The organism is Pseudomonas sp. AC239 (assembly GCF_979258545.1).
Window position 1 is genome coordinate 4,166,482 of record NZ_OZ409864.1, and the last position, 13,859, is coordinate 4,180,340.

20 protein-coding genes are annotated in these 13,859 nt (G+C 59.8%); 19 read left to right on the forward strand and 1 reads right to left on the reverse strand.

Features of this window, described 5'->3' with window-relative positions:
* Position 1 precedes the first annotated feature (1 nt).
* The 9 genes from ACZ0AZ_RS18965 (at position 2) to ACZ0AZ_RS19005 (ending at position 4,757) form a co-directional block, all read left to right on the forward strand.
* Complete coding sequence (locus ACZ0AZ_RS18965; RefSeq protein ID WP_463537895.1) at positions 2-649, forward strand: hypothetical protein; 648 nt, start codon at positions 2-4, stop codon at positions 647-649.
* Positions 646-1,044, forward strand: a complete 399-nt coding sequence (locus ACZ0AZ_RS18970) for a recombination protein NinB (protein ID WP_221729473.1) — start codon at positions 646-648, stop codon at positions 1,042-1,044. Before ACZ0AZ_RS18965 ends, ACZ0AZ_RS18970 begins: the two co-directional genes overlap by 4 nt.
* On the forward strand, positions 1,044-1,643 hold the full coding sequence (locus tag ACZ0AZ_RS18975; protein WP_463537896.1) for a recombination protein NinG: 600 nt from the start codon (positions 1,044-1,046) through the stop codon (positions 1,641-1,643). The genes ACZ0AZ_RS18970 and ACZ0AZ_RS18975 overlap by 1 nt, the downstream gene beginning before the upstream one ends.
* The gene (locus tag ACZ0AZ_RS18980; protein WP_463537897.1) at positions 1,640-2,335 is read left to right on the forward strand and encodes a hypothetical protein; all 696 of its coding nucleotides are present in this window, start codon (positions 1,640-1,642) and stop codon (positions 2,333-2,335) included. Before ACZ0AZ_RS18975 ends, ACZ0AZ_RS18980 begins: the two co-directional genes overlap by 4 nt.
* 134 nt (positions 2,336-2,469) lie before the next feature.
* Positions 2,470-2,973 (forward strand): hypothetical protein, encoded by a 504-nt coding sequence (locus ACZ0AZ_RS18985; protein WP_463537898.1) that lies wholly within the window; start codon positions 2,470-2,472, stop codon positions 2,971-2,973.
* A 338-nt stretch (positions 2,974-3,311) separates the two neighbouring features.
* Positions 3,312-3,791, forward strand: a complete 480-nt coding sequence (locus ACZ0AZ_RS18990) for an HNH endonuclease (protein ID WP_463537899.1) — start codon at positions 3,312-3,314, stop codon at positions 3,789-3,791.
* A gap of 126 nt (positions 3,792-3,917) precedes the next feature.
* Complete coding sequence (locus ACZ0AZ_RS18995; RefSeq protein WP_162276419.1) at positions 3,918-4,232, forward strand: phage holin, lambda family; 315 nt, start codon at positions 3,918-3,920, stop codon at positions 4,230-4,232.
* Positions 4,229-4,615, forward strand: coding sequence for a hypothetical protein (locus ACZ0AZ_RS19000; protein WP_463570734.1), 387 nt, complete (start codon positions 4,229-4,231; stop codon positions 4,613-4,615). Before ACZ0AZ_RS18995 ends, ACZ0AZ_RS19000 begins: the two co-directional genes overlap by 4 nt.
* Entirely contained in the window at positions 4,575-4,757 is a 183-nt protein-coding gene (locus ACZ0AZ_RS19005; protein ID WP_047297581.1) for a hypothetical protein, read from the forward strand. The genes ACZ0AZ_RS19000 and ACZ0AZ_RS19005 overlap by 41 nt, the downstream gene beginning before the upstream one ends.
* Positions 4,758-4,798: 41 nt before the next feature.
* Here the strand turns inward: ACZ0AZ_RS19005 and ACZ0AZ_RS19010 are convergent, their stop codons facing one another.
* Positions 4,799-5,077: a hypothetical protein gene (locus tag ACZ0AZ_RS19010; RefSeq protein WP_463537900.1), complete on the reverse strand. Its 279-nt coding sequence runs from the start codon at positions 5,075-5,077 to the stop codon at positions 4,799-4,801.
* Between the two features lie 104 nt (positions 5,078-5,181).
* Between ACZ0AZ_RS19010 and ACZ0AZ_RS19015 the strand changes: the two genes are divergently transcribed.
* Genes ACZ0AZ_RS19015 through ACZ0AZ_RS19060 form a run of 10 tightly spaced genes read left to right on the forward strand, consistent with a single transcriptional unit; the run spans position 5,182 to position 13,855 of the window.
* Positions 5,182-5,829, forward strand: a complete 648-nt coding sequence (locus ACZ0AZ_RS19015) for a terminase small subunit (protein WP_463537901.1) — start codon at positions 5,182-5,184, stop codon at positions 5,827-5,829.
* Positions 5,804-7,084, forward strand: a complete 1,281-nt coding sequence (locus tag ACZ0AZ_RS19020) for a terminase large subunit domain-containing protein (RefSeq protein ID WP_110646876.1) — start codon at positions 5,804-5,806, stop codon at positions 7,082-7,084. Before ACZ0AZ_RS19015 ends, ACZ0AZ_RS19020 begins: the two co-directional genes overlap by 26 nt.
* Complete coding sequence (locus ACZ0AZ_RS19025; protein ID WP_463537902.1) at positions 7,081-8,880, forward strand: anti-CBASS protein Acb1 family protein; 1,800 nt, start codon at positions 7,081-7,083, stop codon at positions 8,878-8,880. Before ACZ0AZ_RS19020 ends, ACZ0AZ_RS19025 begins: the two co-directional genes overlap by 4 nt.
* Positions 8,877-10,004, forward strand: a complete 1,128-nt coding sequence (locus ACZ0AZ_RS19030; protein ID WP_329517256.1) for a DUF2213 domain-containing protein — start codon at positions 8,877-8,879, stop codon at positions 10,002-10,004. Before ACZ0AZ_RS19025 ends, ACZ0AZ_RS19030 begins: the two co-directional genes overlap by 4 nt.
* Before the next feature lie 9 nt (positions 10,005-10,013).
* Complete coding sequence (locus ACZ0AZ_RS19035; RefSeq protein ID WP_262949002.1) at positions 10,014-10,493, forward strand: structural cement protein Gp24; 480 nt, start codon at positions 10,014-10,016, stop codon at positions 10,491-10,493.
* Position 10,494: 1 nt separating this feature from the next.
* A complete protein-coding gene (locus ACZ0AZ_RS19040) occupies positions 10,495-11,454 on the forward strand; it encodes a major capsid family protein (protein ID WP_122602503.1) in 960 nt (319 codons plus the stop codon).
* 10 nt (positions 11,455-11,464) lie between these two features.
* Positions 11,465-11,860, forward strand: a complete 396-nt coding sequence (locus ACZ0AZ_RS19045) for a hypothetical protein (protein ID WP_122602504.1) — start codon at positions 11,465-11,467, stop codon at positions 11,858-11,860.
* A 50-nt stretch (positions 11,861-11,910) separates the two neighbouring features.
* Positions 11,911-12,432, forward strand: a complete 522-nt coding sequence (locus ACZ0AZ_RS19050) for a DnaT-like ssDNA-binding protein (protein WP_463537903.1) — start codon at positions 11,911-11,913, stop codon at positions 12,430-12,432.
* On the forward strand, positions 12,429-13,469 hold the full coding sequence (locus tag ACZ0AZ_RS19055; protein WP_463537904.1) for a structural protein: 1,041 nt from the start codon (positions 12,429-12,431) through the stop codon (positions 13,467-13,469). The genes ACZ0AZ_RS19050 and ACZ0AZ_RS19055 overlap by 4 nt, the downstream gene beginning before the upstream one ends.
* Positions 13,469-13,855 carry a hypothetical protein gene (locus ACZ0AZ_RS19060; protein ID WP_262949009.1) on the forward strand — a complete coding sequence of 129 codons (387 nt, stop codon included), beginning with the start codon at positions 13,469-13,471 and terminating at the stop codon, positions 13,853-13,855. Before ACZ0AZ_RS19055 ends, ACZ0AZ_RS19060 begins: the two co-directional genes overlap by 1 nt.
* The last annotated feature ends 4 nt before the right edge of the window (positions 13,856-13,859 follow it).

Consider the following 13,859-nt stretch of genomic DNA (forward strand, 5'->3'; position numbering starts at 1 on the left):
CATGACCATCGACAAACAAAAACTCCAGAAGCTGCTGTGGGCCGAAGCTGCGTCCTACCGTGCCGACTGCGCAGACTGGAAGCGCAACACCGAGGCGCTGCAGGAATTCCTTGGGGAGAAGACCGTGGAGGAGGTGGCGCTGGATCTGCTGGCTGAGAATGAGCGCTTGCAGTCTGCTGCGAGAACTCTGGGCCACCTCCGCTACACGGACAACGGCGCCGAGCTCTGGAAGCCACCGCTTGGCGAGAAGCCCGACTTCAGCCTGGTGGACCAGCTCAAGGCCGAGAACGAGACGCTGCGTGACGACCTTGAGCAGAACCAATACGACGCCAATGCTTGGCGCAACGGTGAAGAGTCGGTCTGGGTAGAGGTATTTAACAGCGAAGGCGACGATCCATTCATCAGCGCGATCAGCGGCCAGATCACCGTCGAACAGCTGGCTTTGATCCAGGCGGAGATCCTTGAATATCGGGAGGACTACTTCGAAAAGGGATCAGGCCTGTACGTGTTCAGGTGTTCCCACTATCAGGCGCACTACGACAATGTGGGTATGACAGAGCCGGCTCACTGGGAGACTGACTTCGAGTCGTACAGCCCATTTGAATGGGCAGAAGAAGCAGCAGCGATGAGTCAGGCGGTGCAGCCATGAACGAGTTCGCAATCCGCAGCCAGCGCGATATCAGCCGCCTCATGGGCGTCCTGCACGCCACCGACTTCACCAAACCCAAGATCGTGGTCATCAAGGACGAGAAGCGCCCGGACGTCTGCAACCGCAAGATGTGGGCAATGCTCAAGGACGTATCCGAGCAGGTCATCTGGCACGGCAAGAAGCTGACCAGCGAGGACTGGAAGTGCCTTTTCAGTGCCTCGCTGGAGAAGCAGCGCGCAGAGCCAGGCCTCGACGGTGGCTTCGTGGTGATGGCCGTATCGACCCGCAAGCAATCGCAGAAGTGGTTCAGCGATCTGTTCGAGCTGATGCATGCCTTCGGCGCCGAGCATGACGTGCGCTGGACCGAGCAGGACAAGTGGGGAGGGCGGTATTGATGCGCACTGCCCTCAAGGATGTGAAGCAGAAAACCTGCAAGGCCTGCGGCGAGAAGTTCGCGCCGATGTTTAACACCACTCAGGTGGTGTGCAGTCCGAAATGCGCGCTGGCTCACGCGCCGGCGAACAGCGAGAAAGCCCGTAAAGCCATCGGTCAATGCGAGCGCCATGAGATCAAAGTCCGCAAGGAGAAGCTGAAGAGCAGGGCGGATCACTTGCGCGAAGCCCAGGCGGCGGTGAACGAATACGTTCGCACCCGGGATGCGCACCTGCCGTGCATCAGCTGCGACTCGATGCCGAACGACAATGACCTGATGACTGGTAGCCGCTGGGACGCCGGCCACTACCGATCCGTCGGCGCCTGCCCAGAACTGCGCTTCGAGCCGCTGAACATTCACCGCCAGTGCGTGAAGTGCAACCGCAACCTGTCCGGTAACGCGGTCGAGTACCGCATTCGGTTGGTGCAGCGCATCGGCGCCGAAAAAGTGATTTGGTTGGAAGGGCCTCATGAGCCCCGCAAGTACACCGTCGAAGAAATCAAAACCATCAAGGCCGAATACCGGGCCAAGACCCGAGAACTGAAGAGGGCTGCAGCATGATCTATCCAAGCGTTCTGAACGCAGTTGTTTCGGCCCTCGCGGCTGAGGCGATCGACAACACCAGCAAACAGGCATGGCAGAAGCTGTACAACTCTGCTGACGAAGAGGAGGGTGGCGATCTGGCGACACTGGTTCGTTCCCGTGGTGCTGACTCTATTGACCGCACGCAGGTGGACTGCTGGGTGTCCGCCCGGTTGCACAGCGCGCTCGAGCAAAAGCACTGGGACGCGCTGGTGGCGAAGTACAGCACCCACAAAGGGCGCAAGGTGCAGGCCATCTCAGCGTTGCAGACCCTCATCAACACACCGGCCCCGAAGCTGTTCCTGTTCAAGGCGACCACTGCCTGGGCTATCCCGCAGTTAAAGGGTGCGCGGCCGAAGGTGGCCACGTCCGTATCCGTCGAGATCCCGCTCGATGCGCCCGAGTGGCGCCGCGAAGCAGTGGTGAAGGCTGCGCTGGCGGCAGGCCAAGCCAAGGCGAAGAAAGACGAGTCTCGATCGGCCGATATGATCGTGCTGAAGGACAGCTTCTACGACATGAATACCTGGGATAACGACGGCACTCCGGAGTCGACTCGCCGCCGGTGGCGTCAGGATATCGGCAAGGCTGCTGATGACCTGGTAAACGAGGCACTGGCACACGCCGCCGACATTCTCGGAGGCGAAGGTTTGCTGATTGAACAAGCGGCGTGATTGCCTGTTGACATCAGTGAGCGAATGAGCGAAATTAATCCCATCCTGTCATTCCTGCGTGTGTAGGATTGAAGAAAAAGCCCGGCTTCCATGTCGGGCTTTTTGTTAATCAGCAACTCCAAAGGATTGCACAGTTGAACGGATACGAATTTACCGCGGCCCTAGTAAAAAATCTGTGTTGGCCAATAGTTGTAGCCGGAGTGTTTTATGGATTTCGGGTGCAACTGAAAAAGCTGATCGAAAACCTGAAGTCATTCAAAGCTTCGAAGGATGGTGTTGAATGGAGCATGGCTGAGGTCTCGAAAGCTATCCTTCAGGGCGATTCAGGATTTACAAAGGAAAGGTTCAGCGAAGAAAGGAAAAGGCAGCAGGTAGTCGCGAGTGGCGGCGGCGCTGGCGGTTCATTTACGCTGTACGCGAACGGGGTTTTGGTTTGCCGTTCGAAAATTGTATTGGCAGCGGGTTCGTCTACAAAAAGTTTTAGCCTTGCAGTCTCCATGGTGCATGAGATTACAAGTGTCCAATGTGTAGGTGAAGTCGAAGCTCGTGTCACGAGAATGGACCAGACCACAATAACCATCGAATATGCGAGAACTAGTTCTGATAAGACAATAGAGATTATCGCTACTGGTCTTTGATTTTCTCGATGTAGTTGCTCTTCACTTATGATCACAGCCCGGCCTCTGCGCCGGGTTTTTTTGTGCCTTGAATTTACCTGTAGCCAGGACAGCCTTCGGGAAGGCCTGGACGTCGATAGCCGGATAGTGCGACGCACGGACCAACGCCGGCAGCCCGTGCACTCTGACCTCACAATGCTTTCAGGGTGGCGCGAAACAGGAACAGCGAGATCGATGCAAAGGGGCGTCGACGCTGGGATGGTCTTTGGCCGACAGCTCGGAAAGACGAGCGCACCTATTCAGGGCCTCTGCATTCGCAGGGGCTTTTTTATGAGCATCTGAAAATCACGGAGGCATCCATGCCCACTATTCAAGTAGCGGGGCGGGATGTAATCGTCGATGAGCAGGATGCTCATTTGCTCGCCGAGTACGACTGGTCGATCCGACCTTCCGGGTCAACTGAATACGTTCAAAAAGCGCTATTCGAGAACGGTGTCTATGTCGGCTATCGGAGTTTGCATCGGCTTATAACGGGCTGCGAAGGCGGTCGGGTAGTCGATCACAAGAACGGCAACGGGCTGGACAATCGCCGCGAAAATCTGCGCATCTGTACTCAGGCGGAAAACCTGAGGAATCGGAAAATCAACGTTAACAACACGTCTGGATTCAAGGGCGTTTCCTTCGACCCTGGCACCAGAAACAGTAAGCCTTGGCGGTCTCGGATCGTCGCCGATGGTAAGCGGATTAATCTCGGCCGATTTAGCAGCCCAGAAGAGGCTCACGCGGCGTATTGCAAGGCATCCGTTGAGCGTCATGGCGAATTTTCCCGTACAGCGTAATCAACCATTCGGCCGCACTGCCGGCCTTTCGTTTTCGGCTCCCCACACCCATTGCCCCGAGCTGGGAGTGCGTCGGACGCCGGATTTATCAATCTCCCCAAGGGGGAGGCAACCCGGATGCCAAACATGCCTGACAAGCCAGACACATGGGCCAAGATCTGGCTGGCGTTGAGCAATCCGCTCTGGCAGGGCGTGATCATGTCCATCACCGTATCGTTGCTTCGAGTCATGTACGACGCGAAGGAAACCAGTAAGCGCCGCATCGTTTTCGAGGCGCTGATCTGCGGATCGCTGAGCTTGGTCGCGTCCAGCATTATCGAGTGGATGGCCTGGCCTTCCAGTTTGTCGGTCGCTGCCGGTGGCACGATCGGCTTCCTCGGCGTGACAGCCATTCGCGAGCTGGTGACCCGCTTCCTCGGTCGCAAGGCGGATGCCGCATGAAGGCCTTCGCTGCTGCGATCATCATCGCCCTCGTCGGCCTGCTCCTCATTGGGATTCAGCAGTCGCGAGTCGTCGCTCTTCGCGGGGAGGTGGCATTCGAAGCCAGCGAGAAGAAGAAGGCGGTCGACGCCAACCTCGAAAGCCAGGCCACGATCACTACCCTGCGCGCCGAAGCCCAGCGCAACGCCGATTACCAGAAAGACCTGAGCAAGCGGTTACAGGCCAGCCAGGCCAAAGCCAGAAAGGCGGAGAAGAACTTTGAAGAACTCAAACGCAACAGCAAGCCTGTTCGTGATTGGGCTGCTCAGCCTCTGCCTGACGGCCTGCGCGGGAAAGCCGCCAGTGGTAACAAAGACAGCGGCAGTAAGAGTCGAGCCCCCTGAGCTGGTGCCTTGTGAGCGAGTAGCTGATGAAGACCTCGCCGACAACGGCCAGCTGTGGGAGCTGAAGAACCAAGCCATCAACCTGCTCGACACTTGCGCAGATCAGGTAGACGCGCAGATCAAGCGCAGTCAGAGCAAGTAGGTCGCGACACGTTTCGCGAGAGTGCAAATTGTGTCGCGACACTAGTGCATAGGTCCTTTCAAGTTTCTCGCCTCGTTTTCCGCTGAGAGAATTTGCATGCGCACGCGCTCATGCTTTTCATGCAGCTTAAGGTAGTCGGCGCGAACGTCCTTGCTCCTGTCACGATCGTTGGCCAAGAATCGTCGATTGTGCTCGAGCACTCGCAACGTTTCCTCTCGGGTAAGTCCGACCATAACTTCGTTGCCATCCTGATCCTTGCCGAGCATTCGCATCTCATTCATGTAGTTGCGGTCTGAGTCGGTTATGTCGAGGTTGCTCATTAATGTCTCCGCCGTTCAGTGATTCCGATTGCTAGGAATAACCGACGAACCCTAAACATTTCAAGCACTGCCCAAGCGAGGCACCACAGTCTCAAGGAATCCCTATGGCGCTGACAGCAAAACAGCAGCGCTTCGTCGACGAGTACCTGATAGACCTGAATGCCACGCAAGCCGCTATTCGTGCGGGATACAGCGCAAGGACAGCCAGATCCATCAGCAACGAGAACCTGACAAAACCTGACATCCAGGCAGCAATTGAAAAGGGGATGAAAGCGCGGTCGAGCCGGGTAGAGATAACCCAGGACATGGTCCTGAAAGAATTGGCGAAGATCGGCTTCAGCGACATCCGCAAGGTCGTGCGCTGGGGTGAGACGCAGGTCCGCATGGTCGAGGACGAAGAAGGCAATGCGGAGGACATGGTTCCGTATCACGGCCTAGCGCTGATCGACTCGGCTGAGGTGGATGACTCTACGGCAGCAGCCATTGCCGAGGTGTCCCAGAGCCGGGACGGTTTGAAGGTCAAGCTGCACGACAAGAAGGGCGCGCTGGTCGATATCGGCCGCCACCTTGGAATGTTCTCACCGCCTGGCCATGCCGACCTCGACACCGAGCTCAAACGCATCGAGGTCGAGAACAAGCGCCTGCTCAACGAGAAGCTGCGCCGCGAATTGGAAGACCCGAATCAGGGCCTGCCCGAGCCCAAACAAGTAATCATCGGGGTAGAAGATGCAAGCGACCCTGAAGCTGAATAAGCCGCAGTTCGAGTTCATCAGTCACCCCAAGAAGTTTTCAGCGTTCGTCGGCGGCTACCGTAGTGGTAAGACGTTTGTGGGGTGCGTCCGGATGTGCATCAACGCACTGGAGCACCCAGGCATTCCGCAGGGCTACTTCGCGCCGACCTATCCGCAGATCGCGGACATCTTCTACGACACCATGCCGGTGGTGGCCGAGGCATTCGGCCTGTTCGCCGACATCGTACCGAGCAAGAAGCGCGTGTACCTGCGCGACAACCGGGGCCGCTGCCTGTCGACCATTGTCTGCAAGAGCATGGAACACCCGCACCGCATCGTCGGCTTCAACATTGCTCATGCACTGGTCGACGAGATCGACTGCATGGCGATCAAGAAGGCTGACAGCGCCTGGAAGAAGATCATCGCGCGGATGTCCACGGTGTGGCCGACCCGAGCCATGAACACTATCGACGTCACCACGACGCCAGAGGGCTTCAACTGGGTCTATCGCAAGTTCGTCAAGGAGTTGGCCGCTAACCCAAGTCAGCGTCCGCTGTACGGCATCGTGCACGCCTCGACACGGCAGAACGCGAAGAACTTGCCGAAGGACTACATCAAGTCGCTGCGGGAGTCGTACCCGGCCAACCTGGTGGACGCGTACATCGACGGCCTGTTCGTCAACCTGACGTCGGGCAGCGTGTACCCGAACTTCTGCCGCAAGCAGAACCACACCGACGCCACGATTCGCCCGGGCGAGCAGCTGCATATCGGTATGGACTTCAACATCAACCGGATGGCCGCGACGGTGCATGTCATCCGTGACGGCCTGCCGCTACTGCTGGAAGAGGCCACGCACCTGTTCGACACGCCCGCGATGATCGTCGAGCTCAAACGGCGGTATCCGGGCCACAGCATCACGGTTTACCCGGACGCCAGCGGCAAGAACCGCAAGAGCGTCAGCGGCAGCGAGTCAGACCACAGCCTACTCCGCGCCGCCGGCTTCATGGTCATGGTGAACCCATCGAACCCAGCGGTTCGCGATCGGGTACTGGCCGTGAACGCCATGATGCTCAACATCGATCAGAAACGCCGCTACCTGGTGAACACCGACAACTGTCCGGTGAGTACGCAGGTACTCGAGCAGCAGGCCTACGACGAAAAAGGCGAACCCAACAAGGACGGCACTGAAGACCCGGTCGACGCACTCGGCTACTTCATTGTCCAGCGCTTCCCGATTGCGGGCAGCTACACACTCGCGAACGTGAGCGACCAATGAGCGCATTCACTTATCTGAAAGACAGCCTGCAGAACCTGGTCGCAGGACTGGGCACTGCGCGCGACAAGGCATCGCACTCGCACTACGCGCTTCCGGTGATGGACGACCAGCAACTGCTGAACGCCTTCCGTGGATCGTGGACAGCGCAGAAGGGCGTGAGCATCCCGGCCGTTGATGCGTGCCGCAACTGGCGCAACTGGCAGGCCGACAAGGCTCAGATCGAACTGATCGAAGCCGAAGAGGATCGCTTGAACGTCAAGGGCAAGATTCTGGAGGCCCTATTGAAGGCCCGCCTGTTCGGTGGCGCTGCGGTATTCATCGGCACCGGTGAGCGTGACACTGCATCAGAGCTCAAGCCGGATCGAGTCGGGAAGGGCGGAATCAAGTACCTGACGGTGATGACTCGCCGCCAGCTCAGCGCCACAGAGATCGAGCAGGATCCGCAAAGCCCGCGCTTCGGCAAGCCAAAGGCGTACCGGCTGCCGGGTTCGACGGTGGAGATTCACCCGTCCCGGCTGGTGATCTTTGTCGGCGTGCCGCATCCAGACTCTGAGCTTGCCGTAGGCACTGGCTTCGGCTGGGGTGACTCGGTGCTGCTGTCGGCAATGCCGGCTGTGCGTCACTACGACGAGACGGTCGCCAACGTGGTCAGCTTGGTCTACGAGGCCAAGATCGACGTCATCAACATCCCGAACCTGATGTCGAGCATGCAGGACAAGAACTACGAGCGCCTGCTGCTGGAGCGCTTGCGGCTTGCCGCTACGGCCAAGGGCATCAACGGAACGCTGATCCTCGACGGGCAAGAGACGCACAGTTCCAAGTCGGCCAGCTTCGGCACGTTGCCTGATGTCATCGCCGAGACAAGGCTGGGCGTATCCGGTGCATTCGACGTTCCAGGTACCCGCATGTTCGGTCAGTCAACGACCGGTCTGGGTGCCAATGGCGAAGAGAACACCCGCAACTACTACGACAACATCGCTTCACGCCAGAAGCTGGAGATCAAGCCAGCCATGAACGTGCTGGACGAGGGCCTGATCCGCTCCGCGCTCGGCAGCCGCCCGAAAGAGATCCATTACACCTGGGCGCCACTCTGGCAGGCCACAGCGAAAGAGCGGGCCGATATCGGCAAGACCACGGCAGATACGATCAAGGCGCTGAAAGACTCCGGACTGTTCCCTGAGGATGCGCTCTCGACCGCTGCGGTCAACCTTCTGGTCGAGCTGAGCGTTATGCCGGGGCTGGAAGCGGCGATCGAGAAGTTCGGCCGGGAGCTGCCCGATGACGACGATGACGACGCCGATCTGCCGGACACCGCTGCGGATCAGGCGGTGGCGAAGAAAGCGATCACTGACGCCGCTCCTCGCTCGCTGTATGTGTCCCGCAAGGTCATCAACGGCGGCGAGATTATCGAGTGGGCCAAGTCGCAGGGCTTCGAATCAACTGTCCCTGCTGCTGACCTGCACGTCACCGTCGCCTACAGCCGCAACCCGGTGGATTGGATGAAGGTCGGCGAGTCGTGGTCGGGCGATGGCAAGGGTCAGCTCAAGATTGCACCAGGTGGTGCAAGGCTGATCGACAAGTTCGGCGAAGGCGCGGTGGTGCTGCTGTTCAACAGCTCCGAACTGGCTTGGCGGCACGTCTCCATCGTTGAGGCTGGCGCCTCTTGGGACTGGCCGGACTATCAGCCCCACATCACCTTCACCTACGAACCCGGCAGCGTCGATATCGACAAGGTCGAGCCATACCGTGGCGCGATTGAGCTGGGTCCAGAGATCTTCGAGGAGCTCGCCCCATGATCTTCACCGACTCCGTGCCAGTCACGGGAGTGCGGCGCACCGAGGACGGCTATCTGGTGGCCGAGGCCCGAGTCGCGCGCACCGGTATTCAGGATTATCTGGGTACCGAGATCGACCCGGACAACGAACACGGCCTGCGGGATAAGCCAATCGTTCGTGTGTACCGGCCAGAGAGCGCGGTCTTCCACGCTGACGCCATGCACTCGTATGCCTACCGGCCAATGACCAACGGCCACCCGGGCGGGGACGGCGTCAACTCCAAGAACTGGAAAGACGTCGCGATCGGCCAAACCGGTGGCGAGGTTGTCCGCGACGGGCAGTTCGTCAAGGTGCCGCTGGTGCTGATGGACGCCAAGGCGATCGAGGACTACGAGTCCGGCAAGCGCGAGCTGTCCATGGGCTACGGCGCCGAGGTCGTGTTTCAGGATGGCGTTTCCCCCGAGGGCGAGCAGTACGACTGCTTCCTCGGCCCCATGAAAATGAATCACCTCAGCCTTGAGCATCGAGCTCGGGGTGGCGAGCACCTTCGCATCGGTGACCAAAAACCACACACCCCCAAAGGAGGCCATGACATGGCTGATTCACTGCGGAAACTCCTTGTCGATGGCATCTCCATTGATGTCACCGAGCAAGGCGCCCAGGCCATCGAGAAGCTGAACACCAAGCTTGCCGATGCTGCCACCGCCACCAAGACGCTGACCGATGCGCACGCTACGGCGATCGCGCTGAAGGACGGCGAACTGGCCAAGAAAGACGCCGAGATCGACGACCTGAAAGCCAAGCTGCTCAGCGATGCCGATATCGATAAGCGCGTCACCGCCCGCGCTGACCTGATCAGCAAGGCCAAGTCGATCGCCGACGCGGACTACACCGGCAAGACCGACGCTGACATCCGCAAGGCTGTCGTGGTCGCCAAGCTGGGTGATGCGGCCGTGGCCGGCAAGGCTGATGCCTACATCGACGCGCGCTTCGAGATCCTGGTCGAGGACGCTGCCAAGAACCCGGCCAATGACCCGTTCCGGCAGCACATGATCCATCAGGACAGTAAGCCAGGCGAAAACCCGGCTGAAGCCGCCCGCGCGAAGATGCTGGCCGACTTCAACTCCACTCAGCCCGCCAAGTAAGGAGCCATCATGGCCGCTTATCAAACGACTTACCCTGATCGTCCAGCCAAGGGCCTTCATGGCGCCTCGGCGAACGAAGAGATCAAGAACGACATCAGCCGCACCATCGAAAACGCTGCCGGCGTCCGCTTCGGCGAGCCGGTCCAGCGCGGCGCCGGAGACCATGGGGTTGTTCCATTCGCAGCCGGCGGCAAGTTTGTCGGCATCGCAAAGCTGACCCCAGCTGTCCCGGCCGTGAAAGCAGGCTCGACCCTGGTCGACGGCTACCCGCAGTACTTCACCGCGTCCATTCGTGAGCGCGGCCAGATGTACGTGACGGTCAGCACGCCAGTGGTCGATGGCGATCCGGTGTACTACGTGACCGCCACCAACACCTACACCAACGCTGCCGGCACCGGCATTGTTGGCCCGATCCCGAGCGCGTTCTTCGACACCACTGGTGCCGCCGGCGACATCGTGGAAATCTCCCTCAAGAACCGGAGCGCATAACATGCGACAAGCATTCGCAGACGCTCAAGCAGCGTTGCCATTCGTTGTAGCCCAGGGCCGCAACATCGAAACCGCGATCTATGAAGCTCGCTACCCGGAATACAGCTACCGCGACCTGATGCCTGTCGTCACCGAAGGCAATCAATGGGCGATCGGGACCCAGTTCTACAGCATGCAGCTCGCGGGCGAAGCCAAGTTCCTGTCCGGCGCTGCCAATGACATGCCGTTCAACAACGTTTCGTGGGGCGAAGGCTCGCACGACTACGCCATGATCGGCTCCGGCTGGGAGTGGAATCTGGAAGAGGTCAATCAGGCCGCTCTGTATGGCCGCAACCTGAACGACCTGAAAGCCATGTCGGCAAGTCGCTCCACCGAGCGCCTGCTCTACGACATCGCCACCACCGGTAGCACCGAGAAAAACTGGCGTGGCTTTGTCAACCAGTCCAACGTGCAGACCATCACCGCTGCGGCCACCGGCACTGGCAGCTCCACGCTCTTCGTCGACAAGACACCGCAACAGGTTCTGAACGACCTCAACACCTTGCTCAAGGTGGTGCCGCAGGCGTCGAACAACGTAGAGCTGGCCGATACCCTGGCTTTGCCTCTCGAGGTGATGGACTACATATCGACGGTCTTCGTCGGTACCGAAGCGAACAGCCCGACCATCCTGGAGCGCTTCCGCACTTCCAACGTGTACACCGCGCGCACCGGTCGCCCGCTGACCATCCTGACGGCCGACTCGCTGTCGACCGCAGGTGCTGGTGGCGGTGGTCGTATCGCCGCGTACCGTCGCGCTCTGGACGTGATCCGCTTCCACCTGCCAATGCCTCGTATGGTGCTGCCGGTTCACCAGAAGACCATCATGGGCTTCGAGACCGGCATCATCGCGCGTACCGGCGGTGTTGAAGTTCGCCTGCCAGGCGCCATGGCGTACATGGACGGCGTGTCCGAGCCTGCATAAGGGGGTTGTCATGAAAGTGAAAGTCACTAACAGCGGCACCTGTCCGCGCGGCCTCTGGTCCATGGGCGCGATCAAGATGATCGGCATCGGTGCAAGCCGGGAGCTGACCCTGACCGAGGCAGAGCTCGAGCAGGCCAAGAAAATCGATGTCCTCAGTTTTGAGGCTGTCGAGGCTCCGTCCGGCGACGAAAAGGCCGAACTGCTTGCCAAGCTGAAGGCGCTGGGGATTGATGCTGCTGGTAACAGCAAAGTCGAAACCCTGCGCAAGAAGCTGGAAGAGGCCGAGGCCGCTGCCGCTGCCGAAAAGCAGAAGGTCATCGACGAGCTGAAGGCGCTGAACGTTGAGTTCGACGCCGAAGCTAATCTGGAAGCCCTGCAGGCCGCACTGGCCGCCGTCAAGGCGTAACACCCCGCAAAACCGGAGCGCATGACGCTCCACCTATTCGAGATATCCCGATGCCAGACTTTTACGGAACCGTCGCAGCTGCCGACGCCTATCACGCTGCGCGCGCGAATGCCGCGTGGACCGGCGATGACGTGGCGAAGCAGGCTGCGTTGCTCCGGGCATCGGTCTACATCGACGGCCGCTATCGGAAGCTGCTGGCTTCTGATGTGTGGCAGTCATTGTTCCCCGGCGTGAAGACCGAGGGCAGAGGGCAAGCCATGGAGTGGCCGCGCACCGGTGCTGAGGATTACGAGGGGCATGCAATCCCACCCGATCAAGTTCCGGTTGAGGTTGAACAGGCAACCTACGAAGCCGCCCTGCGTGAACTGGTCGAACCGGGCAGCCTGAGCCCTGACTTCGTGGCCGCATCCACAGTGAAGCGCCAGAAGGTAGGTCCGATCGAGGAAGAGTTTTCTGTCGCGGCAGGCGCAGATGGCGCGGCGTCGGTCAGGCCGGTGATCAGCATCATCGACGAGATGATCGCTCCTGTGCTGGTGGCCCGCTACACGCTGCCTGCGGTGTTCGTGGTATGACCCCGGCGCAGATCATCCAGGCCATCGAGGGAATGGAGCCTGCGATGCAGAAGGCCTACCTGGACCAGATCAAGCTGGTGGTAGGCGCGGCAAAGGTGGCTGAAGTTGAGCGGCTGATAGCCGAAGAGGACGAAAACGGGCTGGCAGCGCTGCTGAGCCTGGGCGCGCTGGCGGCTTTCCTCGAGCTGGCTCGAAATGTGTACCTCGCAGGCGCCAAGTTTGAGATCAAGGCGATCGCGGTCCCGAAAGATCTGGGGCGATTTGAATTCGACGTCCGCAAGCCTGAGCCAGAGCAGTGGCTGGTGGAAAAATCCGCCGAGATTCGACGCGACGCTGACGTGAATGTGCGCGAGGCCATTCGGGCCGTTATCGGCTCGCGCAGCCGCGCTGTAGCTACGCCGTCGCTGCAGGTCGAAGTAGGCGCCACGCCGATGACCCGCAGCCCACGGCAGGCTGCGCTCGATTTACTTGGACGAGTAAGCGCGCAAACAGGATCCCGCTCAGGCGGTGTGATTGGCCTACCCGGGAACTACGCGCAATACGTCATCAATGCCCGCCGGCAGTTGCTGAGCGGAAACCCCGACGAGATGCGCAGTTATTTGCAGCGCAAGCGCCGGGATCGCCGCTTCGATGGCATCGTGAATCGCGCCATCAGTGCGGGCAAGCCCGTTGCCCAGGCTGACGTCGACAAGATCGCCGGTCTGTATGCTGATCGGCTGATGAAGACCTACGCCGAGATGCTTTCCAAGGCTGAGGCACTGGAATCCTTCGGTGCCGGCCGTGATCAGGTCTACGAGCAGTTGATTGCTCAGGGTCTTGATCGCGACTCAGTGACAAAGACATGGCGCGATCGGGCCGACAAGAAGGTCCGGCGCACGCATTCGGTGATGGGCGGGCAGGAAGTGCAGAAGGATCAGCCGTTTCAAAGCCCGAACGGCGCCCTGCTTCGTTACCCGGGCGATTCTGCGCTGGGTGCTGGCTGGAGTGAACGCGCGAACTGTCGCTGCTCGGCGATCTACAAGATAAGGCGGAAGTGATGCCAGACATTTATGACCGCGCCAAGGCTACGGCAACCCGCATGCTCGCGCCGCGCAGCAAGGGCGGAAAAGGACTCGAACTGGTCTTGCGCCGCGAGATCATCGGCGAATACGACCCAGACTTGCCGCCTGCACCCATCGAGCTGATCGTGAACGGCTCCGGCTTCCGCGAGGAGTACGACAACCAGTACATCGATGGGACGCTGATTGTTCGCGGCGACGTGAAGCTGCTGGTGTCGCCGGTTCAATTGACTGGTGAAGACATGCCTGCACCGCAGAGCAACGACAAGATCACATTCGACGGCACGGTGTACACGGTGATAGCCGTTGCTCCGTGGAACTTCGCCGGTCTGGCGGTCGGCTTCGAGCTGCAGGTGCGCAAGTAATGGC